The 26513-nt window shown below is 59.3% G+C and carries 18 protein-coding genes and 1 riboswitch; of the genes, 4 read left to right on the top strand and 14 right to left on the bottom strand.

Annotation, left to right across the window (positions count from 1 at the left end):
• Positions 1-599 precede the first annotated feature (599 nt).
• From JFU48_RS30010 to JFU48_RS19530, 6 genes are all read right to left on the bottom strand, one after another.
• On the bottom strand, positions 600-746 hold the full coding sequence (locus tag JFU48_RS30010) for a hypothetical protein (RefSeq protein ID WP_242486684.1): 147 nt from the start codon (positions 744-746) through the stop codon (positions 600-602).
• Positions 743-9682 carry a two-partner secretion domain-containing protein gene (locus JFU48_RS19550; RefSeq protein ID WP_201137370.1) on the bottom strand — a complete coding sequence of 2980 codons (8940 nt, stop codon included), beginning with the start codon at positions 9680-9682 and terminating at the stop codon, positions 743-745. Before JFU48_RS19550 ends, JFU48_RS30010 begins: the two co-directional genes overlap by 4 nt.
• A 25-nt stretch (positions 9683-9707) precedes the next feature.
• Positions 9708-11414 (bottom strand): ShlB/FhaC/HecB family hemolysin secretion/activation protein, encoded by a 1707-nt coding sequence (locus JFU48_RS19545; RefSeq protein WP_201137369.1) that lies wholly within the window; start codon positions 11412-11414, stop codon positions 9708-9710.
• Between the two features lie 200 nt (positions 11415-11614).
• Positions 11615-12025 carry a hypothetical protein gene (locus tag JFU48_RS19540; protein WP_003225786.1) on the bottom strand — a complete coding sequence of 137 codons (411 nt, stop codon included), beginning with the start codon at positions 12023-12025 and terminating at the stop codon, positions 11615-11617.
• A gap of 48 nt (positions 12026-12073) precedes the next feature.
• Positions 12074-12622: a hypothetical protein gene (locus JFU48_RS19535; protein WP_003225788.1), complete on the bottom strand. Its 549-nt coding sequence runs from the start codon at positions 12620-12622 to the stop codon at positions 12074-12076.
• 104 nt (positions 12623-12726) lie between these two features.
• Positions 12727-13176, bottom strand: a complete 450-nt coding sequence (locus tag JFU48_RS19530) for a winged helix-turn-helix transcriptional regulator (protein WP_201137368.1) — start codon at positions 13174-13176, stop codon at positions 12727-12729.
• Positions 13177-13365: 189 nt separating this feature from the next.
• Here JFU48_RS19530 and JFU48_RS19525 point away from each other — a divergent pair, with 189 nt between their 5' ends.
• On the top strand, positions 13366-14184 hold the full coding sequence (locus tag JFU48_RS19525) for an alpha/beta fold hydrolase (RefSeq protein WP_201137367.1): 819 nt from the start codon (positions 13366-13368) through the stop codon (positions 14182-14184).
• A gap of 29 nt (positions 14185-14213) precedes the next feature.
• On the opposite strand, the gene JFU48_RS19520 is transcribed toward JFU48_RS19525, so the two are convergent.
• From JFU48_RS19520 to JFU48_RS19500, 5 genes are read right to left on the bottom strand one after another with little or no spacing between them, the layout of a single operon-like run.
• Positions 14214-16241, bottom strand: a complete 2028-nt coding sequence (locus JFU48_RS19520) for an LTA synthase family protein (RefSeq protein WP_201137366.1) — start codon at positions 16239-16241, stop codon at positions 14214-14216.
• Between the two features lie 22 nt (positions 16242-16263).
• Positions 16264-16875 carry a hypothetical protein gene (locus tag JFU48_RS19515; RefSeq protein ID WP_003225798.1) on the bottom strand — a complete coding sequence of 204 codons (612 nt, stop codon included), beginning with the start codon at positions 16873-16875 and terminating at the stop codon, positions 16264-16266.
• On the bottom strand, positions 16875-18170 hold the full coding sequence (locus JFU48_RS19510) for a sialidase family protein (RefSeq protein ID WP_201137365.1): 1296 nt from the start codon (positions 18168-18170) through the stop codon (positions 16875-16877). Before JFU48_RS19510 ends, JFU48_RS19515 begins: the two co-directional genes overlap by 1 nt.
• Positions 18171-18221: 51 nt before the next feature.
• Entirely contained in the window at positions 18222-18767 is a 546-nt protein-coding gene (locus tag JFU48_RS19505; protein WP_201137364.1) for a cytochrome b/b6 domain-containing protein, read from the bottom strand.
• Complete coding sequence (locus JFU48_RS19500) at positions 18767-19033, bottom strand: PepSY domain-containing protein (protein ID WP_007960465.1); 267 nt, start codon at positions 19031-19033, stop codon at positions 18767-18769. The genes JFU48_RS19505 and JFU48_RS19500 overlap by 1 nt, the downstream gene beginning before the upstream one ends.
• Before the next feature lie 170 nt (positions 19034-19203).
• On the opposite strand from JFU48_RS19500, the gene JFU48_RS19495 reads away from it, so the two are divergent.
• From JFU48_RS19495 to mntP, 3 genes are all read left to right on the top strand, one after another.
• Positions 19204-19866 (top strand): response regulator, encoded by a 663-nt coding sequence (locus JFU48_RS19495; protein WP_003225808.1) that lies wholly within the window; start codon positions 19204-19206, stop codon positions 19864-19866.
• Positions 19863-21233: an ATP-binding protein gene (locus JFU48_RS19490; RefSeq protein ID WP_201137363.1), complete on the top strand. Its 1371-nt coding sequence runs from the start codon at positions 19863-19865 to the stop codon at positions 21231-21233. Before JFU48_RS19495 ends, JFU48_RS19490 begins: the two co-directional genes overlap by 4 nt.
• Before the next feature lie 222 nt (positions 21234-21455).
• A riboswitch (yybP-ykoY riboswitch) is annotated at positions 21456-21627 on the top strand.
• 8 nt (positions 21628-21635) lie between these two features.
• Entirely contained in the window at positions 21636-22199 is a 564-nt protein-coding gene (gene mntP / locus JFU48_RS19485; protein WP_201137362.1) for a manganese efflux pump MntP, read from the top strand.
• A 1-nt stretch (position 22200) separates the two neighbouring features.
• Here the strand turns inward: mntP and JFU48_RS19480 are convergent, their stop codons facing one another.
• The 3 genes from JFU48_RS19480 to JFU48_RS19470 form a co-directional block, all read right to left on the bottom strand.
• Positions 22201-22914 carry a DUF72 domain-containing protein gene (locus JFU48_RS19480; protein WP_201137361.1) on the bottom strand — a complete coding sequence of 238 codons (714 nt, stop codon included), beginning with the start codon at positions 22912-22914 and terminating at the stop codon, positions 22201-22203.
• 346 nt (positions 22915-23260) lie between these two features.
• The gene (locus JFU48_RS19475) at positions 23261-25048 is read right to left on the bottom strand and encodes a thiamine pyrophosphate-requiring protein (protein ID WP_201137360.1); all 1788 of its coding nucleotides are present in this window, start codon (positions 25046-25048) and stop codon (positions 23261-23263) included.
• Between the two features lie 136 nt (positions 25049-25184).
• Positions 25185-26510 (bottom strand): MFS transporter, encoded by a 1326-nt coding sequence (locus JFU48_RS19470; RefSeq protein WP_201137359.1) that lies wholly within the window; start codon positions 26508-26510, stop codon positions 25185-25187.
• Positions 26511-26513: the final 3 nt, after the last annotated feature.

Raw genomic sequence — 26513 nt, 5'->3', positions numbered from 1 at the left:
TGACCAACTGTACCGATTAGCACACCCAACTTATCAGAATGCTCGGGAATAGCACCAGAGTGCATGGCACCTATATAACCACCTCGCCCATAAATATTATGCAGCTGAAAACGCAACTCATAAAAATTTAATTCGCCAGTTCTCGCATGGCAAACGTCAATACCGCCCCTTCACCACCAGAAGCATAAAGTAACTTTCTTGCAATATTTGAACAGTCTGCCCCAAAACAACCCACCACGTTTTAAATTTATGAGCTCTGCATTGTATCAACAACATACTTGCTCGGCGAAAACTCTAGGTTAACAGAACGGAATGAGCGGTCCATTCCTGGAGGAATAAACTTATCTACCTTTCCGGCAGCGCAACCAGTAGCTTTGGCACCAATTATTTCACGCCATAGTAACTGTAAAGATCGGCATCAGGCCAAAATTCGTCATATGCGGTTAATGTGCTTCGCAGGGCCTCGGTCCGAGGATCCTCAGAAGGATTCATCTTTGAAATTACAAATTCTTTAATTTCGGGCCACTGAAGCTCACGCATACAAAATGCCACAACTTCAAATGGCGAGCTCCTAGACATTAAAATCAACTTAAATCTATCTATAAAATCTTCTTTATAGTCAGGATTTTTTTTATAAATTTCAAAATATTTAACAAGGACATCTCGTAGGAAATTTCTAGCTCTTCACTAAAAGCGGCCATAGCCATATCGCAAAGCTCATCAAACTCTTTAATAACGTCATTCATTTCGGCACCCAGGCTCCTTTTCTGGAATTGCTAGGATCTGGCACCCATACTTTTTCTATATATTTCCCTCCCACATCAAGCCCTTTTTGAGAAAAAGCATCTTCTGCTGCGGTTTGCGCAGCCCGACCAGATGGCTCATAGTGCCCTGATGTATTATCAATATATTTAACTTCGCCGTTCACAACTTTCACTTCTCCCGCAGCAACAACGGGTTTGCCATTTGCTAGGTCAATGTGACCACCGCCTACATCATTAAATTTTCGTCCGATCACTAACTGACCATCCTGAAGAACGACATAATTATATCGTCCTGCGCCTTGAGTCAACTTTGTATCAGAGATTAGCGTTGGGACACCTGTTGGATGATCTGGGAATTGATTGGAAAAACTAGGCGTCGCTTGTTTTTCTACAGAACCCGCTGTTGCTTTTGATCCATTAATCCGCCGCTCAGCCTCCGCCAACTCAGCAAGATTACCGCCAGCCTTTGGCCTGAGTCCATTGCTTGTTTCAAGATAGAACTGACCATCCGGTGCAAGCACCTCGGCATTGCCTGTTCTGGTGTTCAATATCCGGCGGTACCCGTCCGGTAGCTCGCCTGTTTTGTTAAAAACGGCTCCTGCTGAACTGTCTTCGCGGTACCACGCAGGAAGGACAGGCTGATCTACATTTGAAGCGCCTTTGATTCCGTCAGCCGCTACCCCCTCTTTCTTCACGCCAGTGATCAAAACCGAGGCCCCGGTTCCAACATCCTCAAGATACTTCCCGGCGCCCTTCAGCAGCGCGAATTCCAATGCGGATTTAGCAACTTCCGTACCGTAGTCACGAAGCGGACTCACATCACCTGGGTACGTATCACTACTGAACGACGCATTAACCCTGTCGCCCTGGGTGTATTCGTAAGGCGCAAACAGTTGGCCAGTGGCGTCCCAGCCATCCTTGAAGGAAGCGGCGCCCGCCAATGCTGACATTGCAGGCAGCGTACAACCAACCACACTCACACAAGCCGGGCTAAAGGCTACTGCGCCTCCGTAACCGGCTACAGCCCCCGTAGCACCAAATATCGCTCGTTGAGCAGCAATTGAGCGTTGGGCGCCTTCTTCATTACGCTCAAGTGCATCGTTGGCCTGGTCCCATTTTGAGTACTCGTCAAAAGCTCCCGTTGCGACCAGCGCATCTTGCGCCCCCTTGAAGCCTTTGCCTGCAGTTTCGAGATCCTTGAACTCCTGATATTTCGGATCACCCGTTGGTATTGATTCACTACAATGAACCAACGCACATGCAGCCGCTTTGAGCTCATAAGCTTTATCCGGTGACTCTTTCTTCAGTTTCTCGAGTGCCACTGCCTCTTTAAGATGGAGCTGACGGTTGTACTGGTCAGCCATCAACGCGACCCACGATCCCTTGTTGACATCCCCACCCGCCAACCCAGCGGCGGTCAGCCCGACAATTTGAGAAAAGGCCTGACGTAACTCCGGTTTATTTTCGAAGGTGGAGTTCAGGATGCTAGCCATTGCCTGGCTGGCACCCGCAGCAATTGCTCCGGTTTTGAAGTCACCACCGGTAATACTGGAGACGGCGCCCCCCATCAACGCGTGCAGAGCAGTACGAGCGGCACCACCTTCGGCCCATATGGCCATGCCGACTGAGTCGCCAGCATTTTTCGCTATTTGCCAGTTTTTCTGAGCGTAACCGCCCACAAAATTGAACGCGGTGGCGGCAACGACGTTTCCTGCCTGAGAGATCAGGCCCTCTTTTAGATTCTGGCTATAGCTACCACCGCCTATGATCGTTTTAATGCTGCTCGAAGCGAGCCCTTGAGCGCTCGCATGGATGGCAAAACCACCGATACCTTCAAGCGTATTAAGGTCAAAGCCCTTGGTAAGGTTGTTGAACGGCGCCGTTTGGCCGCCAAGGTATGGATCGATAAAGCCTTGAGTCAAGCCGGCGGTGGCTCCGGAAATCGCGGCATTTCTCAAACTTTCTTTGCTGAAGGTGTCTTTGACAACTGCCCCAATTTTCCCCTTGTTGCTGATTGCGCTATTAGCAGCCGTTGTTTCCAGGGACACAAACATGGTGTTGGCAATGCCGGCAAATAACGAGCCCTCGGCCGCTCCCACTAGCGCAGCACCTGCACCCCCGGTGATCGCCGCTAAAAGAATGGCCAAAACCAATTGAGCCCCGGCACCGAGTCCGGAGTGCTCATACTTGAAACTTTTGTGGATCGTCTCTACCTGATGCCAGTCAATGTCGCCTCGTGCTTGTGCCTGCTTCAACCAGGCTAGATTCGGATCGGCAGCGACCATTGCATCCACGGCCTGACTGACACTTTGTTCGTTTACCCTATTGATATCGATCTTAAGTCCATCAACCGCTTTGATGGTGATCGATCCTTTGGCAATCAGGGCACTCTGACGCAACGTTTCGTCAGTCCTGCCCTCCCCCTTCATGGAAGTCCACGCCAGGTTATCGCTGCTCTTTACATGACTTTCGTCATGCAGATCCTTCACCCCTTCAAAGGTGATGGAGCCGCCGCTGTCGAGAACGAGGTCTTTACCACTGTCGAGCTTCGCCACCTGATAGCGCTGGTCTCCCTCGCTAACCAGCGTGAGATTGCCCCCAGTCTTGATCTCGCTACCCACATGAGTGATCTGGGTAACCTCGTCGCGCTTCATTTTCTTGGCGCCGAAACCACCCTTCTCTTTCATGTCATACAGGGTGTAGTCCTTGTTCTGCGCTGCCAGCAGGTTCAGGTCATTACCCGCATACACGTAGGCTTCATTGCCTGCGCTGATCTTGCTCGCGACAAGTGTGGTGTCGCGGCCGGAAGAGGTCTTTACGTCGCCGCCCGCGATGAACTCGGCGGCTTTCTGGACGGTGTGGTTATCTTCTTCGTGGACGCGTTTCTTGCCTTTTTTGCTGTTGGTCTCGACATTGTGTTCGTCACTCGCCGAAGCCATGTTCAAGTCTTGTTTCGCGTCGGCAAGCAGATCGCCTTTAGCTTCGGCAGTACTGCCGAGGACGTTGATGTCGCGCCCGGCGTCGAGTTTCAGGTTGCCGCCGCTCTTCACGGTGGACGCTAGATTTTCCACCGTTGTAGTGACGGTCGAGCGATGCCCGCCGTTCTCGATTTTGTGGATCTCGTTGACGTCCTGAACCGCCAGCAAGTTGATGTCGCGAGTCGCGCTCAAGTTTGCATCGGCGCCGCTGGTGATCGTGCCGGAGTTGGTCAAGTCATTGCCGGACTTGATGCTCAGCGTATCGCGGGCGCTAATGTTGCCGCCTTCGTCAAGGGCAGTGCGCATCCCCTGCCCCGGGCTGTAAGTCACGGCGGTTCGGTCGTTGACAATGTCACCCTTGAGGGTGCTCAGGCTGAGCTGATTACCGCGTATATCACCGGCCAGCGCATTACGGATGCTGTCGGTGGCCATCACGCTCAGGCGTTCGTTGGCCTCGACCAGGCCGCCGTTATAAAGGCTGCCTTTCACATCTGCCGAGAGGTTGTTTGTGGCACGCAGAGTGCCGACGTTGACCAGGTCATTGCCGGCGATCATTTGCAGATCACGCCCCTGAATCAGGCTACCGCCTCGCACGTTTCGGGATTCGGCCTGAGCCAGATAAAGCACTGGCACAAGTACTTTCTGACCGTCGATGACGCGCTCTTCCATCCAGACGATGTCATGCGTCAGCGCCGCCACCTGCTCGGACGTCAGGGTGACTCCCACCGCCAGATTCAGCTCATTTTTACTGGCGAGCGCGTTGTCCATCAGGTAACGGAATTGCTCGTAATCGTTGTTCAAGCCGCCGGCCAGAAAACGCTGGCCGGTCTGAGCCAGTACCGCATCGCTGATCAAGCGCGATTCGTAGCGGCCGTCGCCGAGGCGGCGCGCGGCTTCATCAGCGTTGAAATCGAGTTTGCCGAGCAGGTAGTCGGAACTCATGAATGGCGCGGTCTGGCTCAGCTCAGGGTTTGTTTCGATCAGATAACGACTTTGTGGACTCTGGCTCTGCACGAACATACCGTACGGGCCTTTCGGAAGCCTGAAAGTCGAAGACGCGGTTGGATCTACGGCAGCAAACGGCACCCCACGGAAATCAACCGGGACGAAGCTGATCTGCTTCACGCCATCCGCATCCACCTTTTCGATGCGAGTGACGTCCTTCGCGACCTGAACGCTGGCGTTGCTGCTACGCTTGCCCAGATTGATGTCGACGACACCCACACCGGTCGCTTTTTCGCTGTCCAGATTTCCGGTGAGTTGATCGTAAGTATTGTTGTAGAGCTTGCCGTTTTGGATCGAGTCGGTGACGTCAAGGCTTACCGTTCCTCCCGCCTGGAGGGTGGCCGGATACAAGGTGTTGCCATTGGGAGACCAGTCTATATGTACATTGGCGGGGTGAGAAAAGCGACTGTCATTGGTAACGGCGACCAACTCGTTGAAGCGTGCCTCATCGAAATGTCCCTGCTGCGTCTGCGCATTGAACGCCGGGACTTCGACGAACTCCATGCGATCCCATAAGCTATTGTCGATCTTGCCAGGCGTGCCGATCGTTTCTGTCGAAGTGCCAGAGCGCGATGCCGCGCCAAGGTTTAACAAGCGGTCGGCCGTTACCGTGAGATTGCCGTTGGCAGCCATCATGCTGTAGCGGTTTTCTACGCTGCCAGCATGAACCGTCAGATTTTTGCCCGCGACGAAGCGCGATGCAGTCGAGTCTTTGAGGACCACTTCGTTATAGGTCCGATCAATGATGATCGTGCCTCTTTTCCAGCCATCGTGGCCACCGCAGTGCTGCCCGCAAATCCATCTGATGGAGCCGGAACTGCCGCCCTGCGTCATTTCGAAAACCGACTTGGCGTTCTCCACCGACACCGCATTGATGTCGACATCCCCCTCGCCCTCAATCGTCCCTGACAAGTTGCTGAACAACGTAGCCCGACCACCGCCCACAGCGTCGAACGACAGATTGCCACGGCTATAAATATCGCCGTAATAGTTGCTCAAGCTGTTGCCATGCAACTTCATCGAGCCACCGCTGAACAGCAGCGTATCGGCTACATTGGAGATACCGTCGGTAGCGTTGAGTTCGAGATTGCCTTGGGCGCCGAGGGTACCTTTGTTATTGACCTGCGCAGCCGTCACCGTGAGGTTCTGGTTGGCGATCAGCCTACCGAGGTTGTCCAGCGTGCCGCGCAAGGTCATGACGGTATCGCCGCCGCTGACCAGCCGACCGTCCTGTTGAATCACGTCGTTGGCGTTGATGCTGAGCTTCTGCTGAGCCGATACTCGACCGCTGTTGATCAGGTTGCCGCCAAGGGTCAGCGTCAGATCGCCATCGCTGAGCAGTTGTCCGGCGTTCGTCAGGTTGGCGACATTCAGGCTCAGTGCCGAAGCGCTGGCGATGCGGTCGTCGGCGTTGAGGGTCAGGCTCTGAGCGCTGGTGTAGGTCAAGCCACCGTTGAGTTGCCAGTTGCCGACGCCGATGACTGAGCCGACGTCCCATACGCCTTTACCCAAACCGGTGAGGCTGCCCTGCTCTCCAGCAAGATTACTCAGATCCAGATCGAACAGGCCAGCCGCCGCGTGGCGTACGCTTCCGCTGAAGTTGTTGAGTTGGGCTGCACCTAACTCAAGATCCTGACTGCCAATTTCGATTACGCCGCCCTGATTGTTCAGGTTACCGGTCAGTTTGAGCTGACTGGATGCCCCACCGAGTGCTCGAACCTGGCCGCCGGCGCTGTTATCCAACTCGCTGGCAGTGAGTTTCAGATGGGTTGCCGATTCAATCAGGCCACCCTGATTGAGAATCTGCCCCGCCGCGTCGAGCCTCAGCTGATTGCCACTGATCTCGCCGCCAGTGTTGTCCAGGCTGCTGCCAGTGAAGATTACTTGATCCTTGCCGAACAGTTTGCCCGCGCGGTTGGTCAGGCGCGAAACAGTGAGTTTCAAGTCATCTGACAGACTGGAAATCAGCCCGGCCTTGTCGTTGACAGCGCTGTTGTCGAGGTGGCCGCTGGTGATTTCCAAAGAGTCGGCTTGCACCGTCCCGCCCTGATTCTGCAAGGTGCCGCTACCAAGGGCCAGTTCCGCGTGACTGCCGTTGGCGAGGATCAGACCCTGCTGATTCAGGAGGGTCTTGCCAGTGATTTTCAGGCCGCCACTGCTGGCGACGATCTGGCCGGCATCGTTGTTGTTTATCGAAGTGCCGGTGATGTCCAGACGCTTGCCGCGCAAGGTACCGCCACGGTTGTCCAGCGCAGTGAAGTCCTCGAGCAGCAAGCGTTGTTCACCGGCATCAACCACACCGGTCACGTTGCTGAAGACACCGGAGATGTTCAATGCGACATCGCCGCCATTACCGACGATGCCACCCTTATCGTTATTGGTCAGTTGCGTGGCGGTGATGTCGATGGCTTTGCCGAGCAGGACGCCGGCGCTGTTATCGACGGCATCGCTTTCGATGTGCAGGCCGACATCACTCTGGATACGGCCTTTGTTGTTGAGCAGTTGTGACTGGCCGGGAGCGGTCTGTTTGAGGATCAGCCGAGCCCCGTCAACACCCGCAGCCAACAGACCGTTGTCACTGTTATCAAGGCTGGCAGCGTGCAGGTTCAGACCATCACTGATCATGCGCCCGCCACGGTTGTCGACATGTCCTTCCTTGGCCACCACCAACAACTGCTGAGCGGCAACTACGCCGCCCCGGTTATCGAAAGAACGGGTGTAAACATCCACGTCACCTTGGCTGGCTTGCAGCCGACCCAAGGCGTTGTTCAGGTGCTGCTGAACCGTCAGCGAGAGCGTGCCGTTTTCTGCGCTAATGGTGCCGTCGTTGTTGCCGGTGAGATGGGTCAGACTTGCATCGAGCACACCGCCCAGCAGCTTGCCACCCGAGTTTTCCAGATCCTGTGCGGTCAGTTTAAGGCGATCGTTGCCTTGAATCAGACCCTGGCTGTTATCAATGTCTGCGCTGGTGATGACAGTGTCAGCGGACGAAATCGTTCCCTGAGTATTTTCGAGCGCGCCGCGGCTGGTCATCTCAATGGTTTTACCGGTGAGACTGGCGTTGCGGTTGTTGATGCGTTGGGCAGCGACAGACAGTTGAGTCGATGCTTGTACCTTACCGTCGTGGTTATCCAGATCCTGCGCCAACGCCAGCTCGACAGCGCCGTTTTCGGCACTGATCACACCTTTGGTGCTGTTATCGAGGCGCGCCGCCGTGATCCTCATTTGATCAGCCGCCAGCGTACCGCCCCGATTGAGCAATTCGCCTCCTGACACTGCCAATGTGGTTTTCGCCTGAATTTTGCCTTTGCCGTTGTCCAGCCGTTCACGGGCGAAAACCTTGGCTTCGCTCTCACTGGCGCCGATCAGGCCGCGGCTGTTGTCGATCTGGCTAGCCTCTATGTCCAGTTGCCCGGCAATGATTTTGCCATCGGCGTTCTGCAGCTCTCGGGTATTAAGCTTGAAACTGCCGCCGGCCACTTCGATACGGCCCTGACGGTTGTCGAGACTGTCGACCGACAGCGTCGTCAACTGTCCATCGGCAAAGCGGATCAGGCCGTCGAGGTTGACGATCGCCGGGGCACTAAACGCAAGAACGGTTTCCCCATAAATGCGTGCATTGAGGCCTTGGTTGACCAGTCGAGCCGCGCTCAAAGTAACGTTCTGTGCCTGGATGATGCCGTTCTGGTTATCGAGCACACCAGCAGCGGTAACGTTCAGGGAACGGCTGGCCAACACACTGCCGCTGTTGCTCACGGAATCGCTGTTGATGGACAGATCGCCGTTGGCATTCCGACTGTTGTCGGGGCTGACCCCGGCTTCGATCACCCCGTTGTTGGTTAACTTGCCGCCGCTGGTCAGGTGCACGCTATCGCGGGCGGCAAAGCTCTGGTGGTTGACCAACTGCTCAGCAGTCTGCACCGCCAGTTGCGTGCCGGCATAAACGGGGCCTTGGGCATCAAGACTTTTAGCCATGATATCGACGGCACTGCTGGCGGTAGCTTTGGCCATGCTCAACTGGCCATTGGCGTCGATCTGAATATCGCCAGCGCTGGCCGCCAGTTCACCTGCCAGTTTCACACCGACACCCGCCTCGGTACCGACCAGTTTGATCGTCCCGGCGTACATGCCGCCAAGCGCCGAAGAATCGATGGCCAGTTGCGGTTTGGCGCTGCCGTCATCGGCGCGCGCGGTGGCGGTGAGCGTATCGACGTTGACGTCGTTGCGCCCAGTGGTGATGTTCAGGCGTCTTGCGTGAATCTGCGCATTGATCTGCGCGCTGCGGGTGATGATTTCAAAGCTGTCGACAGCGCTCGCATCCAGACCTTTGCCATCGATGGAAACGTTGCCCTGATCGACCTGAAAACGATCCAGCCGCCCCCCGCCATCAAGTACCGGTTTACCGGTGGTCAAGGTCACGCGCGGCGTGTTGATAAAGCCGCAACCGTTACAACTGATGCCGTACGGGTTGGCAACGATCACGCGGGCCGATTGCCCGGCAACTTCGGTATAGCCGCGCAATTGGCTCGGACTTCCGCCGTTGACTTCGTTGAGAATGGTTTGTGCGGCGACCCCACGCAGATTCTGGTTGCCGAGAATGATCCCGCCCATCTGCGTGAGTTGAGTGCGACTTGTCGCGTTGTTGAGGATGACGCCTTGGGCGTCAACGTTGTAATCGTGAAACTGGTTGTGCGACAGGCCCGCGCCATTGGGCGCGGCGATATTGACGATCGGCACGCCATTGCCGGCGCGGTCAAGCGTGGTGCCCGGCGCGTTGACCACGATCCCGTCTGCCTGCGCCCACATCGGTTGCCAGAACATGACGTTGGCCAACAGAAACGCGAGACCGCGTTTCGGCATACCAAGGAAGTGTTCGTGGTTTTTTACGGCAGCAGAAGGCTGACTGGCCAGGAAGGCCAGTTGGCGAATAAACATAAAAGAATCTCGGATCGGGCAGGTATTAGAGGAAGAAATCCAGGCGGAAATAGATCGGCGCTTCACGCTCGGTCAGCACATCCGGACGTTCGAGGGAGTGAGCAAAGGTCACGCTGGCAGCCACATGCTCGCCACGGGCGAACAGTTCCAGCGAGTTGCTCGACATGCGCCCGTGCTGATCGCCGTTGTAGCGGTCGCCGCGAATCACGCCCTGGTCGTAACCGAGGCTGGTGCCGTATTCAGCGAACACCGGGCGCAGCCATTCGACGTTGATCGGACGGCTCCAGCGCAGATCGTTGCGCCAGTAGCCGCCGCTGTCGCCGGACAGCGATTGATCCTTGTAGCCACGGATCGACGACAGCCCGCCCAGGCTGGTGCGTTGTGAACTGAACAGCACGTCTTCGCTGCGCTGGCCGGTCATCAGGCTGCTGAAGGTGAAGGATTCGCCCCACACCTTGAACGGTTGCAGGTAGCTCAGGGTCGCGGTGTATTTGCGGTAGCGTGCGTCCGGTTCGCCCGGGCCCGGATCGTGGCTGCCCTGCGCGTCGAACGCGCCGATGCCTTCCTGCATGCCGGCATCGAAGTTGACGAAGGCGCTGCCGATGCGGCGACCGTGGTTGAAGCCGAACTGCGCTTCGCTGATGCGGTTGCTGCTCAGCTTGAGCTTGCTGTCTTCGATGTAGTTGTTGGTGCGCAGGTAGGACAGGCCGGCGCTGAGCGAGGTCTTGCTCACCGAGTCGCGATGGATCACCCGTTCGGCGCGCAGCTGATGGTTTTCGCTGTCGCCGGTCTGCTTGAAGTTGTAGCCGTTGGCGGCGATCTGCGAGCGGTAGTCACTCTGGCTGTAGGTGTAGCTGAAGTTCCACCAGCCCCACGGCAGGTTGTAATTGAGCATGGCGTTGCTGGAGGTGTGCTGGTGGTCGGTCATTGCATCGTGACCGCCGCGCAGGCTCAACTGATCGGCCAGGCCCAGCGGGCTGTCCCAATCGAAAGTGGTGCCCCACTGCTGTTCACCGGTGCTGCGCTGGCCGTCGTTGCTGCGCGACAGTCCGGCACGCCATGGCTTCTGCGGCGTATTGGTGACCAGCACCTCACTGCCGCCGACGTTCTTGCCCGGCGCCAGTTCCATCTTGGCCTGATTGGACGGCAGGCGATTGAGCTGATCGACCATCTGCTCGATCTCGCGCAGGTTGACCAGATCGCCGGACTTGCCGGGAAACGCCATCGCCAGCTCACGCTCGGAAAGCTTGCTGTTCTCGGCGCCCTTCATGCCTTCGAGCTTGCCTTCGACCACCAGCACTTTCAGATGCCCGCCAGACAGATCCTGCTGCGGCAGGTAGGCGCGGCTGGTGACCAGGCCTTTCTCGATGTAATGGTCGGTGATGACTTTCAGCAGCTCGTTGAGCTGCGGTACACCGAGGCACTGGTCGATGTAGGGCTTGAGCAGACGGGTTCTGTCGCTGTCGGACAGACTGTCGGCACCCTTGAGCTCGATGTCCTTGATCGGGAAACAACGGGTGTCGGTGGGCGCCGCTGGTTGCGCCGGACCGGCCTCTTTGCCGGGCAGATTTTTCAGGTCTTCAAGACGCCGCTGCTGCTCTTCGAGCAAGCGATTCTGGCGATCGCGGATCAGGTCGGTTTCACCGGGGGTGGGTGCAGCGAAGGCAATTTGAAGCGGAGACAGGCACAGCAAAGCTACGCACAACCTCGCCGCGAGGGCGGGTGGGTACATGTTCGATCCCTCGATACGGAATGACATCAAAATAGTGGCGCGATATTAGATGGCCATCATTTTGACGTCAAACAAATCGTATCGACCGTTTGTCGGGTTTGTATCAAGGAATGAACGAACGAAGCGGGTGCCAACGACATAAAAAAAAGGGGACATCCATTGTCCAGAAATGGATGCCCCCCCTTTTTATTCAGACCGACTCAACCGCGAATACGGTGCTCAGTGAACTCGTAGTCTTCCTGGCAATCGCCCGTAGGGTCCTTCGCCACACTGACGTAATGCACCGTGTCGGCATCGATCAGCGTGTAGGTGTAGATGTCGGGCAGGGGCACGCCGGCGGTTCGCAACTCGTTCTTGCCATTGGCCGCCTTCCAGATACCGTGTTCGGTCTGGATCGGCTGGGTCTGCTGGGCATCCCGGAAGAAAGTAATGTTGAAGGTGCCGTCAGGCTTGAAGTTGTTTTTCCAGGACAGGAACTGGCATTTGCCGGTTTCCGCCCGCACACCTTTCCATGAACCGATCAGGGATGGATCGTTGACCGGTTTGTTGGCGGCACAGCCACCCAGTGTTGCAGCCAGGACGATGAGAGCCAGGCAGAGATTGCGTTTCACTTGGTATTTCCTTTCTTCAACTGAATTCCATGCATCGCGTATGCAGGATCAACCTGCTACAGGAATGCGCTGCTGGGGTTGGGTAACGTCGTAGACGTGCTGCTCGCAGAGATCACCGGAGAACTGGAATTCCACCTGGTACACCTTGCCCTGTTGCGGAGTGAAGGCGCTTTTCAGCGGCCCACAGGTATAAATGCCTGCGCTCACCCGGCTGCTCGAATACCCCGAGACCTCAAACGGCTTGCCGGCATCGGCCTGTGCTTCCAGTTGCGGAAAGCGTTTGACCGTGGCGCTGTTGGCCACTTCGTTGAGTTTGGCGATCCAGCCGAACACCTTGCCACGACCGGAATCCACAACGGTGCCGAGCACTTCCATGCGGCGGTCGGGATCATCGGCGCGGCGAATGGAAAACTCCACCGGATAGGTGCCACCCGATGATTTCATGATGACTTTGGCGTGCTGGGCGTCCACCACCACCTGGTCTTGATGCAATTGGATGCCGTCTTTCAGCAGGCTGGGGGAAGAGTCACGCACATTGGAATGGCAGCCTGGCAGCGCGAGCAGCAGGGTCAACGTCACAAGCACACGTTTATTCACGCAGGAATCTCTATTGGGCAAGCAGGACGGGGAATGACATCAAAACAACGCCGCGATATTAGATGGCCATCATTTTGACGTCAAACCTATGTTGCAACCGTCTGTCAGCGTTCAACGCCTGTCTTCGTCGCCACCTCGTGCGGTGCAAGCAAGCGGCCATCAGCCGACATCAATTGCAGCTTGCGAATCGGCTGGCGATCTTTTGCATCAACCATCACCGAACCCGACTCACCCGGCGCATACAGGTGCTCCCCGCCCCACTGCGACAGCGCGACGATCACCGTCTGCAGGGCCTTGCCGCGTTCGGTCAGCACGTATTCCTTATAAGCACTGCCATCGGCGGCCGGCACCGTTTGCAGAATCCCCTGCTCCACCAGGGCTTTGAGCCGGGCGCTGAGCATGTTCTTGGCGATGTCCAGATTCTTCTGAAAATCACTGAAGCGGCGGATGCCCTCCAGCGCATCGCGGATTATCAGCAGCGACCACCAGTCGCCGATCAGGTCCAGCGTACGGGCGACCGGGCAGGCGTTGCCGTGCAGGCTTTTGCGCTTCACAGGGTGTTTCTCCATCAAAACCGGCGTGTGGTTGCATCTTACAACTGTGACGCTGGAAAAGAACCACACCGCCCTGCCCGGCAATTCAGCACTTGCGTACAAGTGACGGCAGCGATTTGCGCCGATAGTGATCGGCGGCCATTGCGGCATCCGGCCTTCCTGAACGATTGCCCACAGCAAGGAGTTTCCATGAGCACATTCACTACCGATGACGGCACACAGATCTATTTCAAGGACTGGGGCAGCGGCAAACCCGTGTTGTTCAGCCATGGCTGGCCGCTGGATGCCGACATGTGGGAATACCAGATGGAGTACCTGAGCAGTCGCGGCTATCGCACGATTGCCTTCGACCGCCGTGGTTTCGGGCGCTCCGATCAACCGTGGAGCGGCTACGACTACGACACCTTTGCCGATGACATCGCGCAGTTGATCAAGCACCTCGACCTGCGCGATGTCACGCTGGTGGGCTTCTCCATGGGTGGCGGCGACGTCAGCCGCTACATCGCCCGCCACGGCAGCGAGCGCGTTGCCGGGCTGGTGCTGCTCGGGGCGGTGACGCCGCTGTTCGGCAAGAAAGCCGACTACCCGCAAGGCGTCGACCACTCGGTGTTCGACGGGATCAAGGCCGGCCTGCTCAAGGATCGCGCGCAGTTCATCGCGGATTTCGCCGCGCCGTTCTACGGCACCAATCAGGGGCAGAAAGTCTCCGACGGCGTGCTCACACAAACCCTGAACGTCGCCCTGCTCGCCTCGCTGAAAGGCACCGTGGATTGCGTCACCGCATTCTCGCAAACCGACTTCCGTCCGGACATGGCGAAGATCGACGTGCCGACCCTGGTCATCCACGGCGACGGCGATCAGATCGTGCCGTTCGAAACCACCGGCAAGCAGGCCGCCGCCCTGATCAAAGGCGCCGAACTGAAAGTCTATGCCGGCGCCCCCCACGGTTTTGCCGTGACGCACGCCGAGGCGCTGAATGAAGACCTGTTGGCTTTCCTGAACCAATAAAGCCCCACGCTGACCGGGAACAGTCCCGGTCAGCGCACGTTGCGATACAACATCAGCCGCGCGCTTTCGTGCAGTCCCCGAGTCAGCTCCACCAGGCGCTGGAATTCCTCGGGGTTTTGCCCGGCGACGTTATCCAGCGGCGTGTTCGACGCCAAGTCATGCAGGGTCGGCGAGCTGCCGTCATGTTGCATCTGCAGGAGGAAATCCTTGGTCACGCCGCCAATCAGCGGGAACGTCCCCTCGCGCAACACCAGCGGCACCACACGCTCACCTTCCGGCGCCGGTTGCTGGACATCGCGGCCCATCGCGCCGTTGCTGAACGGCACGCCGGCCATCCCCGCCACCGTCGGCAGCAGATCCACCAGCCCCACGGCTTCCTCGATAACCTTCGGCGCCAGCAGCCCCGGGGCGTGAATCAGCATCGGCACATGATTGCTTTCCAGGCCCAGTTGCTCGAACGCCGGCGGCATGTGCGGGATCTGGCTGATGCGCGTGTTGTGGTCGCCGAAGAACACAAAAATCGTGTTGTCGTAATAGCCGCCAGCCTTGGCCAGCTCGATCAACTTGCCGATATTGAAATCCAGCAGGCGCACCGCGTTGTATTGCTCGACGCTGCGCGAACCGGCGGCCTGCACCTGCTCCAGGGACAGGTTGCTGACCTCGAAGCCGTCGTTGTCCTTGGGGATGGTGAACGGCCGATGGTTGCCCGAGGTTTGCACGTAGGCGAAGAACGGTCGGTCCTTCGGCAAGTCGCGCAGGATGCGGTCGCTCTCCTTGAACAGATCCAGATCGGAGATACCCCACACGTCCACCAGCGGCGAACGCCAGTCACTTTCCTGATACAGGCGCACGCCGTCGATGCTCTGCTGGATCAGCGCATTGATATTGGCCCAGCCGGCGTTGCCGCCAATCATGTAGAGCTTCTGGTAATCGGTGAACGCGTTGATCAGCGTGTGCTGACGGGTGATCAGAGGGTGGCGCGTCGCGGTCTCGCGGCGGGTTACGTCGGGAACGCCGGTGATGCTCGCCCACACGGTTTTCGCGGTACCGGTGACCGGCACATAGAAGTGTTTGAAGAACCAGCTTTGGGCCGCCAATTGATCGAGGTTTGGCGTCGGGTTCAACGGATTGCCGTAGGCGCCGACGGCACTGGTGCCCAGCGATTCGAGCATGACGAACATCACGTTCGGCGTGCCCTGCAGCCGATACGGCTGCACGCCTTGCTGACGCTCGAAGTTGAGCGATTGCGGGTCCGGTCGATCCACGCCCAGATAGCGGGCAATCAGCGGATAGTGCTCGCGCACCTGCGCCTCATCGAATTGCGCCTGCCCGGTTTTCAGCGTGTCGTACAGGAACAGCACCGGGTTCAGACCGACCGCGGCGATTTGCGCGTTACCGGAAAAGAACGCATCGCTCCAGCGCAGCGGCACCGGGTTTTCCAGGTTGAGATTGTCGACACGACCGAGCAGCGCCAGCAGCACCACGACCACCCCCAGCCCGGTGCCGAATGCCAGCGATGGACGCCGGATAACCTTGGCTTCACGGGCCAGTGTCAGCCGTTCCAGCTTCAAAAATCCGTAGAACCAGACGCCCAGCACCGCCAGCCAGCCGAGGGCGATCCACAGCACCGGATAGGTTTCCCAGACCATCTGCTGCGAGATCTGCGCGTCTTCCAGGTAACGCAGCACCGTGGCGTTGATCCGCACGCCGAGATAGGCGTAATGACCGAAATCGATGATGTACAACAGGCCAATCGCACCGAGCGCCAGCAGCCAGTAAACCCGTGCGACCCAGCGCAACCACGGCAACCGCGTGAGGTTCCAGCGCGGTAGCCAGGCCAGCAGTCCCAGCGGAAGGATCAGCAACACGGCGAGGCGCAAGTCGAAACGCAAACCGATGCCCAGGGTTTCGCGCAGTGCCGGGTTATCGATGAACTCGCTGGGCGCGATCCCGGAAAACCCCAGCACGAACACCAGCCTGAGCACGGCAAACAACAAAAACGCCAAACCTGCCGCACCCACGCCGTAGCGCAGGCGTCGCGATTGCAACCAGCCCATCATTGACCTCAGTGTCGTTGGTTCAAATAGAAGATGTCGCGCCGGCCGGTGCGGCTCGCAGCAGACGCCAGACCTCACGGATGCACAGCGCTGCAGCGGCGATCAGGCAGTAACCCAGCAGCAGCGGGTCGATCAGGTAATCCCAATAGTTTTCCGAAGCCTTGAGACGCAAGGCGAACGCCAGCGTGCCCAGCGCGAGCATCGACACTGCCAGCGTGTTGCGCAGCCACAACAGCGCCAATGCCAGCAGACCGATACAGACGATCATCGGCCGGGGGTTGAAGCCCCAGCGGTACGGATCGAAATACGTCAGGCCCATCGTCGCCGGGTACAGCAGCGCGGCCAGCACGGTAAACAGCACCAGCACCTGCACCCGTGCCGACAATGTCTGCCGCTCGACCACGCCCAGTCGGACCAGACTGGCCCAGCCGAGCAACACCAGCGTGGTGATCGCCAGATCGTCGGTAACACTGCGCACATACGCCGCCAAGGGCAGCTCGTTGACCGGCACGAAGCTGACCACCGCCAGCAGCGGCAACAGCCACGGACGCCAGCGTTGGGTGCATTGCAACGAACCCAGCAGGACAAAACCGAGCAGGATGAACGTCAAATGGGCTTGCCAGAGAATCAGCATCACAGGCGCTCCTCCAGCCACGCTTCGTTGAAGCTGACATGTTTGATGAAGGTGTTATTCCACGAATACACCAGGTGATAGAGGCCATCGCTGCCGCGACTGAAGTACGGATACTCGTACTCGAAATCACAGCCCTGCGGCTTGCACACCCGGTAGTCCAGATTGCTCAGAAAGCGTTGCTCCAGCGGCAAGCGCCGGGCACCACTCGAAGCACGAAAGCCTTCGCCGATGATCGCCTTGTAGGCTTCGGGGGTGAACGGCTGGCCGAGCGGATCGGGTGACTGATCGAGCTCGATCACATTGCGCCAGTGGTTCAGGCTGGCATCGGTGCCATAGAGGCTGAGCTTGAAGCGCCCGTCCTGCAAATCATTCAGCGCCACCAGCAGCCCGTTGTCGTCGGTGCCGACTGCCGCGAGCGATGAATTAGGGTTGGCCGGTTCCAGCGGGTACGGCTCGCTCCAGGTCTGCCCGGCGTCCTCGGTGCGGCTGGCCAGCACGCGATGATGAGTGTCGCCGGCATAACGCAGCATGGCCACGGCACGCCGGCCATCCAGCGGCACAATGGTCGGCTGCAACGAATGTTTGCCACGGCTGATACGGAATTTGTCGATCACCGCGCCGTCGGCGCTCAGGTACAGGTACTCGGCGAATTTGCCCATGAACTCGTGATACACCGGCAAACCGATCGAGCCGTCGGCATGGAACACCGGCGCGGCGCGCACCAGCGTACTGATGTTGAAAAACGGTGAAGTGATCAGCTGTCGCGGCGCCGACCAGTTGCGCCCGACATCATCCGAAACCATCACGTTGATCGCACTGGTGGCCCAGCCGCCCACGGACACCGAGACATAGAACATCCACAACCGCTGATCCGGCGCGAGGGCAATCACCGGGTTGCCCAGTTTGCGGATGTAGCGCTGGGTGCCGTCGCGGGTCGATTCGCGGGTGGCCAGCACCTGCTCGGCGCCCCACTCCGCGCTGTTGGCATCGTAGCGTGCGGTGCGGATCTGCACGTCGGCGGCGCCCTCACGCGAACCGGCGAACCACACAGCCATCAGGTCACCGCCCGGCAGTGCGGTCACCGACGACGAGTGCACGAAATCATTCAATTGCGAGGAGACGAAGCGACTGCTGTACAGCGGCTCCGGTGCCTGCAGCGAGGCATCGACCGGCGGCGTCGCCACGGCAAACGGTGCCAGCACATGGGCCGGATGACTGCGCCAGGCTGCCCAGAAAATCAGGCTCACGGCCAGTCCGCCGAGGATAAGTTTCAAGCGATCGGGAAGCACACGCATAGTGGACTCACGGCAAAAACAGGATGGAGGGCAATCGGCAAAACATCCTTGTCAGCGCGGCAGATCGTCCGGCAAGCGGCGCCGGCGTCCCGTGAGCATCGACAACGGCAAGTTGTCGCGCAGCAGAAAACTTTCGAACAGCGCAGCGGCGATGTGCAGGCAGACCAGCACCAGCAGGATGTCGGTAGCGGTTTCGTGCACCTGCAACGGCCAGTCGGCGCCCCACAAGTCATCGACCTCTTCCATGGCCCAACCGCTCACGCCAGCGGTGAACATTGCCAGCAGCATCAAAATCATCACCAGCGCACCCATCGGCGAATGCCCAAGACGATGCTCGGGCCGTCCGGCAATCAACGAGCGCGCATGGGCGAACAGCCGCGTCGGCGTCGGCCAGAAATCCGCCCAACGCGCACTGCGCGGCCCGACAAATCCCCACACCAGCCGCACCAGCAGCCAGCCCATGGCGTAATAGCCGAGCCACACATGCCAGTCATCACCCGCTTCATTGAAGAAGTAATTGGCGACGAAGACGCCCGCGATGGACAGATGAAACAGCCGCACCACGGGGTCCCACAGGCGCACGGACGTGCTCGGCATCAGCCCTTGATCTCGGTTTTCACCGCTTTGCCGCTGACCGGGTCGTGGTAGATCTCGACCTTGCGCTTGTCCTTGTCAAAGCCATAGATCTCGTAGCAGTTGCCGTCGGTGACCTTGAACTTGCTGATCTCGTAGCCCTGGGCCTTGAGTTGTTCCTGAAAGGCTTTCTGGTCTTGCCATTGCGAGCGTTCGGCGGTGGTGCATTGCGGGCCGGCGACGGCCAGCGGGCTGGCAACGATGAGGGACAACAGCAGAAGTTTGCGCATGGAAACACTCTCGCTCGATGAGGAAGGCCTCACTGTGCAAAAGCAACCTTAGTCGAAGCTTAGTTGGCAACGAGTCGTTACATCTTTCCCGTCGGGTCAGCTGCCACAGCTGGCTGCACAGCGGCATGATGCCGCCGGTCAACCGCCGTGTTTCCTCAAGAGAATCCGTTATGCGCCTATTGCTGGTCGAAGATGATCGCGCCCTCGGTCAAGGCATTCGTGTTGCCCTCGGCAGCGAAGGCTACACCCTCGACTGGTTGCAGGATGGAGTCAGCGCCCTGCACGCCCTGCGCAGTGAGAGCTTCGACTTGCTGCTGCTCGACCTCGGTCTGCCACGGCTCGACGGCCTGACGCTGCTGCAACGCTTGCGCGGCGAGCAACAGGATTTGCCGGTGCTGATCCTCACCGCCCGCGACGGCACCGCCGAACGCATCGCCGGGCTGGATGCCGGCGCCGACGACTACCTGATCAAACCGTTCGATGTCGATGAATTGAAAGCGCGCATCCGCGCGTTGCTGCGCCGCAGTCAGGGCCGTGCGCAACCGGTGCTCGAGCATGCCGGCGTGTGCCTTGATCCAGTCACGCAGCAGGTCACCTGGCACGGCACCGACGTGGTGGTGACGCCGATGGAATATCAACTGCTGCATCAACTGATGGCCCGCCCCGGCAAGGTCGTCACCCGCGAACGTCTGTCCCGGGCGCTGTATGGCTGGCAGGACCGGGTCGAGAGCAACACCCTTGAAGTGCTGATCCACAACCTGCGCAAAAAACTCTCAAGCGAGTTGATCCGAACGGTGCGCGGGGTCGGTTACGTGGTGGAGCTCAAGCCATGATTTCCATACGTGCGCGGATTCTGGTGCCGGTGCTGATTCTGGTATTGATCGGCGATCTGCTGATTAGTTGGCTGGTGCTGCGCGACAGCCACCATGAAATCGAAGAGGTCTACGATGCCCAACTGGCGCAAAGTGCGCGCTTGCTGCAAGGCGTGCTGGCCCAGCGCGCGCCGGGCGACAACGACTGGAGCCGGCTCTATCAGGCCTTCGATAAAGCGATGAGCCGGGTCGGCGACGGCGAGGCTGCGCACCCGTACGAAACCCGTCTGACCTTCCAGGTGTGGCGCAGCGACGGCCAATTGCTGGTGCGCTCGGCCGAAGCGCCGGAGCTTGCCGCACCGCCCACCACCCTCGGCTCCCATGACCTGATGGAGAACGGCCGCGACTGGTGTGCGTTCCTGCTCAAGGATCCGCAACAGGGGCTGCTGATCTGGGTCGGCGAGCGTGACGACATCCGTCAGGACCTGATCGAGCGCATCGTCGGCCACACGGTGTGGCCGAGCCTGATCGGCGTCCCGCTGCTGGCCGCGCTGATCTGGCTGACCATCGGCTGGGGCCTGCAACCGCTGCGCGCGATGGCGCAGAGCATTCGCGGACGTGACACCGAAACCCTGAAACCGCTGCACCTCAGCCCTCTGCCTCACGATCTGGAGCCGATGCAGACCGCGCTCAATCGTCTGCTGCAACAGATCGACAATCTGCTGGCCCGGGAGCGGCGCTTCATTGCCGACGCCGCCCATGAGCTGCGCACACCGTTGGCGATTCTGCGGATCCACGCGCAAAACGCGCAACTGGCGGCGACCCCGCAACAACGCGAAGAAGCGCTGGAGTATCTGGTCAGCGCGGTGGATCGGGCGACGCGTATCGCCAGTCAATTGTTGACCATGGCGCGCATCGAACCGCACCTGGCCAATCCCGAAACCCGCACCGTGGAACTGACCGAACTGGTGCGCGAAGAACTCGCCGAACTGGCACCGCTGGCCCTGGAAAAAGACGTCGAACTGATCCTCGACAGCGACCACCACTGCCCGGTCGACACCGACCCGGTGGCCCTCGCCATCGCCTTGCAGAACCTGGTGACCAACGCGCTGAACTTCGCCCCGCCGGGCAGCGAGGTGCGGGTCCAGGTGCAACCGCAGGCGGGCGGCACGGTGTACATCAGCGTCGAGGACGCCGGCCCCGGTATCAACGAGCAGGAATACGCGCGGCTGTTCGAGCGTTTCTACAGCCATGGCCACGGTAACGGCGCGGGACTGGGGCTGGCGATCGTGCAGATGATCGTCAGCAAGATCGGCAGCACGCTGCAGCTGTACAACCGGCCGCAGGGCGGGTTGTGTGCGCAGTTGCGGATCAATGAGGAGCGCTGAGCTGACAGGTTCGAGCGTAACTCCGTGTGAAGATATCTGTGGCGAGGGAGCTTGTCGAATCGTCGCACCGTCCCGCTGGACTGCGCTGCAGGCCTTCTGCTGTTCGACAGAAGAAGGGCCGCTGCGCGACCCAGCGGGAGCAAGCTCCCTCGCCACAGAGTCTGGTGTTTATCGATCGCCTCGATGCTTTTGACAAAATTTTCATGTTTGCCCAAATAAGATCCGCAGCCTCGTTGGGGAGTAGCCTGTTTCCGAGTCCCTCGGAAGCGTTCGTATCAACACTCTCGGCAACATGCCGTGGTACGAACACCTTTTGGTTGGTGAGACCGACGACACATCCATGCCTAAAGTCGGGCGTGTGGTTGTGTCGTTGACTCATAGCCCGACTGGAAGTGTGCCCCCGTGAATCCTGTTTCCCTCATATTCCTCGCTCTGGCCATGTCCACGGACGCGTTCGCCGCGGCCATCGGCAAAGGCTCCAGCCTGCACAAACCACGTCTGACCGAAGCACTGCGCACCGGCCTGATCTTCGGCGTGATCGAAGCCATCACCCCGATCATCGGCTGGCTGATCGGTCAGGCCGCCACCCGTTGGGTCGCCGAATGGGACCACTGGATCGCCTTCACCCTGCTGCTGATTCTCGGTCTGCACATGATCTACAACGGCCTGAAACACGAAGACGAGGAAGAAGAAAAACCCGGCCAGCATTCGTTCCTGATTCTGGCAGTCACCGCGTTCGCCACCAGCATTGACGCCCTCGCAGTCGGCGTCGGCCTGGCGTTTGTCGACGTGAATATCTGGGTGGCGGCAGCGGCCATCGGCGTGGCAACCATGACCATGGTGACCATCGGCGTGATGCTTGGCCGGGTACTCGGAGCGGTGGTCGGCAAGCGTACGGAAATTGTTGGTGGCGTGGTGCTGATGATCGTCGGCGCGACCATTCTGTACGAGCACTTGTCAGCCTGATTCAGGCGCGGATCAGCGCCGCCAGTGTCATCGCGTTGCCCAACGCGGCGCCACTGGCGGTGTTGTCGAAAATGCACCAGACGCTGGCGCCTTCAGCAGCGCAGAGCCGCATGTCCTGCGCCAGCTGCTGCAGATAAGGCAACTCATAAGCACTGTGATAAATCCGTGGCGCGCCATGCAGTCGCCAATAGCGCACACCCGCCCAGCCCTGCGCTGAGCCGTCGGTACTGATTCGCGATGGATCGACCACCACCTGGGCGATACGATAAGCGTGCAGCATCGGCGCCGCCGTCACCCACGATTCATGCCGTGGCTCAAGCACCACGTCACCGGCGAAGCGTTGGCGCAACGCCACGAAAAACGCCTCTGCACGTGCCGGTTCAAAGACCAGCGACGGCGGCAGTTGCACCAGCAAACACCCCAGCCGATCGGCCAGGCCTTCGCACTGCCCGAAAAACTCATCCAGCGCCTGCTCACAGTTCTGCAAACGCAATTGATGGGTGATCTGCTTAGGCACCTTCACCGAAAAACGAAACCCCGGCGGCACCGAATCCGCCCAGCGAGCATACGTCTCGCGCCGATGCGGGCGATAGAACGAGCTGTTGATTTCCACGCAGTCGAACCGCGCCGCATAACGCTGCAGATGCGTGCCCTCGGCCGGAAACTGCGGCCAATACTCACGCCCCAGACTCCAGCCTGCGCAACCGATGAACATCAAAAAAACACCTTCGCCGCTTCACGCATGAAAATCTCCACGGTCTTCGTTCACAAATTTGGGGTACGACAAAATACCTGTGGGAGCTGGCTTGCCAGCGAAGGCGTCGACACATCCACAATCGCTGCGCCTGACACACCGCCTTCGCGAGCAAGCCCGCTCCCACAATTTCGGCGGCGTTCACAGCTTGGGGGTACGACGAAACACCTGTGGGAGCTGACTTGCCAGCGAAGGCGTCGACACATCCACAACTTCTGCACCTGACACAGCGCTTTCGCGAGCAAGCCCGCTCCCACAGGTTTCAGCGGCGTTCACAGATTTGGGGCACGGCGAAGCTCCTATGCGGTTATTTTTTGCCGGGGAGGACGCTCGCCAGCACCTGCTTGGCGGCTTGCACGATGACGCCCGCCTCGTCCGGGTCGCCCTTGAGCAGGGTCGTGGCAAATTTCTTCGCCTGTTGGAGCGTGATGTGCGGCGGCAACGGCGGTACGTTGGGATCGGTCTTGAACTCGATCAGCACCGGCACCTCAGAAGCCAATGCCTGCTCCCAGGCGGCGGCAACGTCCTCTTCGCGGTCGACGAAAATCCCTTTCAGGCCGATGGAAATGGCGAACAGGTGATACGGCACATCGGGGATGCTCTGCGAGGCTTCGAACTTCGGATCGCCCTCCATCACTCGTTGCTCCCAAGTGACCTGATTCAGATCCTCGTTGTTGAACACCGCGCAGATCCACTTCGGACTGTCCCACTGGCGCCAGTATTTGGCGACGGTGATCAGCTCGGCCATGTTGTTCATCTGCATCGCGCCGTCACCCACCAGGGCAATCACCGCGCGCTCGGGATGGGCGAACTTGGCGGCAATCGCGTACGGCACGGCAGCCCCCATCGAAGCCAGTCCGCCGGACAGCGAACACTGCATGCCCCGGCGAATTTTCAGGTCACGGGCGTACCAGTTGGCGCAGGAGCCCGAATCGCTGGTGATGATTGCCTGATCCGGCAGGCGCGGTGACAGTTCATACACCACCCGCTGTGGATTGATCGGTGTGGCTTTGGCCATAGCACGCTTTTCCAGGGTCTTTTCCCAGCTGCCGCGCCAGCCTTCGATCTTTTTGCGCCACTTGCGCAAGGTCTTCTGTTCGAGCAACGGCAGCAACGCGGCAAGGGTTTCTGCCGAGTCGCCAACCAGATTGACCTCCATCGGATAACGCAGGCTGAGCATGTCGGGTTGCAGGTCGATCTGCACGCCGCGCGCCTGACCTTCCTTGGGCAGAAATTCGGCATAGGGGAAACCCGAGCCAATCATCAGCAAGGTGTCGCATTCGTTCATCATCTTGTAGCTCGGTTCGGTGCCCAGCAGACCAATGCTGCCGGTGACCCACGGCAAATCGTCCGGCAGCGCAGCCTTGCCGAGCAACGCCTTGGCGACCCCGGCACCGAGTTTTTCCGCGATGGCGATCACTTCATCCGTCGCCTGCAACGCGCCGGCGCCCACCAGAATCGCAACCTTTTCACCGCTGTTCAGAACGTCGGCGGCGCGCTGCAGATCCGCCTCGTAGGGCAGCACTTTCGGCTTGGTGTAACCGACGCCAGAGTGCGCGGTGCCATGCGCCCGCGCCGGTGGCTCGTACTCAAGATCCTGCAAATCATTGGGCAGGATGATCGCTGTTACGCGCCGCTCGCCAACCGCTGTGCGCACGGCGCGGTCGAGCAAATGTCGTACTTGCGACGGCGCCGACGCCTGCTGCACAAAAGCCCCGGCCACATCCTTGAACATCGAGACCAGGTCCAGCTCCTGTTGGTAATGGCTGCCGAGTGCGGTGCGCGCCTGCTGACCAACAATCGCCAGCACCGGTTGGTGATCCATGCGGGCGTCGTACAGCCCGGTAATCAAGTGCGTAGCGCCGGGGCCTGAAGTGGCAATGCACACACCCAATTCGCCGGTGAACTTGGCGTGGGCCGAAGCCATGAACGCGGCCATTTCTTCGTGCCGGGCCTGAACGAATTCGATCTTGCCATTGGCTCGGGCGAGCGCGCCGAACACGCCATTGATGCCGTCTCCCGGATAACCAAAAATCCGCGTGACGCCCCATTGGCTGAGCCGCTCAACCAGAAAATCTCCCACTGTCGTCGTCATCTCGTTCCTCGCCTGTCACCGATGCATGAAGCCTTCCCGGCGAAACATCCGCCGGGAAGTACAAGGGTCTGGACAGCCGGGAAGAGCGCGAAGTTTCGATTGTTTTTATTGCCGAGCCGCCCCAAGGGCGAGTGGTTCAACTGGTAGCGGGCATGGGTGAAGGCCAATCGGCCTCGTCGATCTGTTCAAGGCTCAGGTGCGCCGTCTCCTTCAGAAGAAACGAGCATAGCGCCACGATACCCAGCGCGATCGCGCCGTAAACCGCCACCCCGAAGGCGTTGTGGTTGTTCGCGATCAAGATCGCCGTCGCTGCACTGGAAGCGGTCCCGCCGCCCAGTGCCGCACCAATCTGATAAGCCGCCGACATCCCCGAATAACGCATGTGCCGCGGAAACTGTTCAGCCAGAAACGCCGGAATAGGCCCCTGCGTCGCGCCCATGAACGCACCGATAGAGATATAGGCAGCGGTAGAAATCAGCAGACTCTTGAGGCCGACCAGCGGGAAAAACGCAAAGAAGCCGAGAGCCATTATCAGCGCGCCGAGGATCATCACCTGGCGGCGGCCGATCCGGTCGGACAGCAAGGCAAACAACGGCGCGGTGATCACGATGGCGATCGACAGCGACAAGTCGAATACCAGCGCATCGGTACTGCCATAGCCCAATTGCGTGGCATACGACAGAAAGAACGTGCTGCCGATATAGGCGATGGTCACATAGCCGAAAGCGATACCGGTGCACAGCAGCATGGCTCTGGGCCGTGCGCGCAGCGCTTCGAGCAACGGCATGCGCACGTGCGCCTGCGGTTCGGCGGGTTGTTCGAGCGGTTTGTGCAGGCGCGCATACAGACCGATCAGCACCAGCACCCCACCGAGCCAGAATGGAATGCGCCAGGCAAATCCGGCCAGGTCATCGTGTGATGCGACACTGACAATCGCGAACACTCCGGCCCCGAGAATCCCGCCGATACCGATGCCCATGCTGGTGAAACTGCCCCACAGACCACGACGCCCGGGCGGCGCCGACTCGATACCGAACAACGCCGCGCCACCCCACTCGCCACCGGCGGCAAAGCCCTGCACCAGCCTGAGCAGCACCAACAACACCGGTGCGCCAGCGCCGAGGGTGGCATAGCCCGGCAGGCACCCGATCAACAGCGTGCTCAAACCCATCAGCAGCAGCGTGATCACCAGCATTTTCTGCCGGCCGAGTTTGTCACCGTAATGCCCGAACACCATGCCGCCAAGGGGCCGGGCGAAGAACCCGGCGCCAAAGGCGCCGAACGCCACCAGCGTCGCGGTCAGCGGAGCCATCTGCGGAAAGAACACTTTGGGAAACACCAGCGCGGCGGCGGTGCCGTATATCACGAAGTCATAGAACTCCAGGGCGGTGCCCATGCCGGAGACGAAAAACGTCCTCAGCGCTGACGGGGAACCGCTCTTGCGATCAATCTCGGTAGCCATGTG

This window comes from Pseudomonas sp. TH49 (assembly GCF_016650625.1).
GTDB classification, from domain to species: domain Bacteria; phylum Pseudomonadota; class Gammaproteobacteria; order Pseudomonadales; family Pseudomonadaceae; genus Aquipseudomonas; species Aquipseudomonas fluorescens_H.
The sequence above is the reverse complement of the archived record's forward strand: the minus strand, read 5'-3'. Positions and strand labels throughout refer to the sequence as shown.

What these genes read in the sequence shown, in the direction of transcription:
- JFU48_RS19505 (WP_201137364.1), bottom strand. Translation starts at nt 18,767, where the DNA reads ATGCCGAGCACGTCCGTGCGCCTGTGGGACCCCGTGGTGCGGCTGTTT.
- JFU48_RS19550 (WP_201137370.1), bottom strand. Translation starts at nt 9,682, where the DNA reads ATGTTTATTCGCCAACTGGCCTTCCTGGCCAGTCAGCCTTCTGCTGCC.
- JFU48_RS19520 (WP_201137366.1), bottom strand. Translation starts at nt 16,241, where the DNA reads ATGGGCTGGTTGCAATCGCGACGCCTGCGCTACGGCGTGGGTGCGGCA.
- JFU48_RS19490 (WP_201137363.1), top strand. Translation starts at nt 19,863, where the DNA reads ATGATTTCCATACGTGCGCGGATTCTGGTGCCGGTGCTGATTCTGGTA.
- JFU48_RS19470 (WP_201137359.1), bottom strand. Translation starts at nt 26,510, where the DNA reads ATGGCTACCGAGATTGATCGCAAGAGCGGTTCCCCGTCAGCGCTGAGG.
- JFU48_RS19545 (WP_201137369.1), bottom strand. Translation starts at nt 11,414, where the DNA reads ATGTACCCACCCGCCCTCGCGGCGAGGTTGTGCGTAGCTTTGCTGTGC.
- JFU48_RS19495 (WP_003225808.1), top strand. Translation starts at nt 19,204, where the DNA reads ATGCGCCTATTGCTGGTCGAAGATGATCGCGCCCTCGGTCAAGGCATT.
- JFU48_RS19515 (WP_003225798.1), bottom strand. Translation starts at nt 16,875, where the DNA reads ATGCTGATTCTCTGGCAAGCCCATTTGACGTTCATCCTGCTCGGTTTT.
- JFU48_RS19480 (WP_201137361.1), bottom strand. Translation starts at nt 22,914, where the DNA reads ATGTTCATCGGTTGCGCAGGCTGGAGTCTGGGGCGTGAGTATTGGCCG.
- JFU48_RS19500 (WP_007960465.1), bottom strand. Translation starts at nt 19,033, where the DNA reads ATGCGCAAACTTCTGCTGTTGTCCCTCATCGTTGCCAGCCCGCTGGCC.
- JFU48_RS19475 (WP_201137360.1), bottom strand. Translation starts at nt 25,048, where the DNA reads ATGACGACGACAGTGGGAGATTTTCTGGTTGAGCGGCTCAGCCAATGG.
- JFU48_RS19510 (WP_201137365.1), bottom strand. Translation starts at nt 18,170, where the DNA reads ATGCGTGTGCTTCCCGATCGCTTGAAACTTATCCTCGGCGGACTGGCC.
- JFU48_RS30010 (WP_242486684.1), bottom strand. Translation starts at nt 746, where the DNA reads ATGAATGACGTTATTAAAGAGTTTGATGAGCTTTGCGATATGGCTATG.
- JFU48_RS19525 (WP_201137367.1), top strand. Translation starts at nt 13,366, where the DNA reads ATGAGCACATTCACTACCGATGACGGCACACAGATCTATTTCAAGGAC.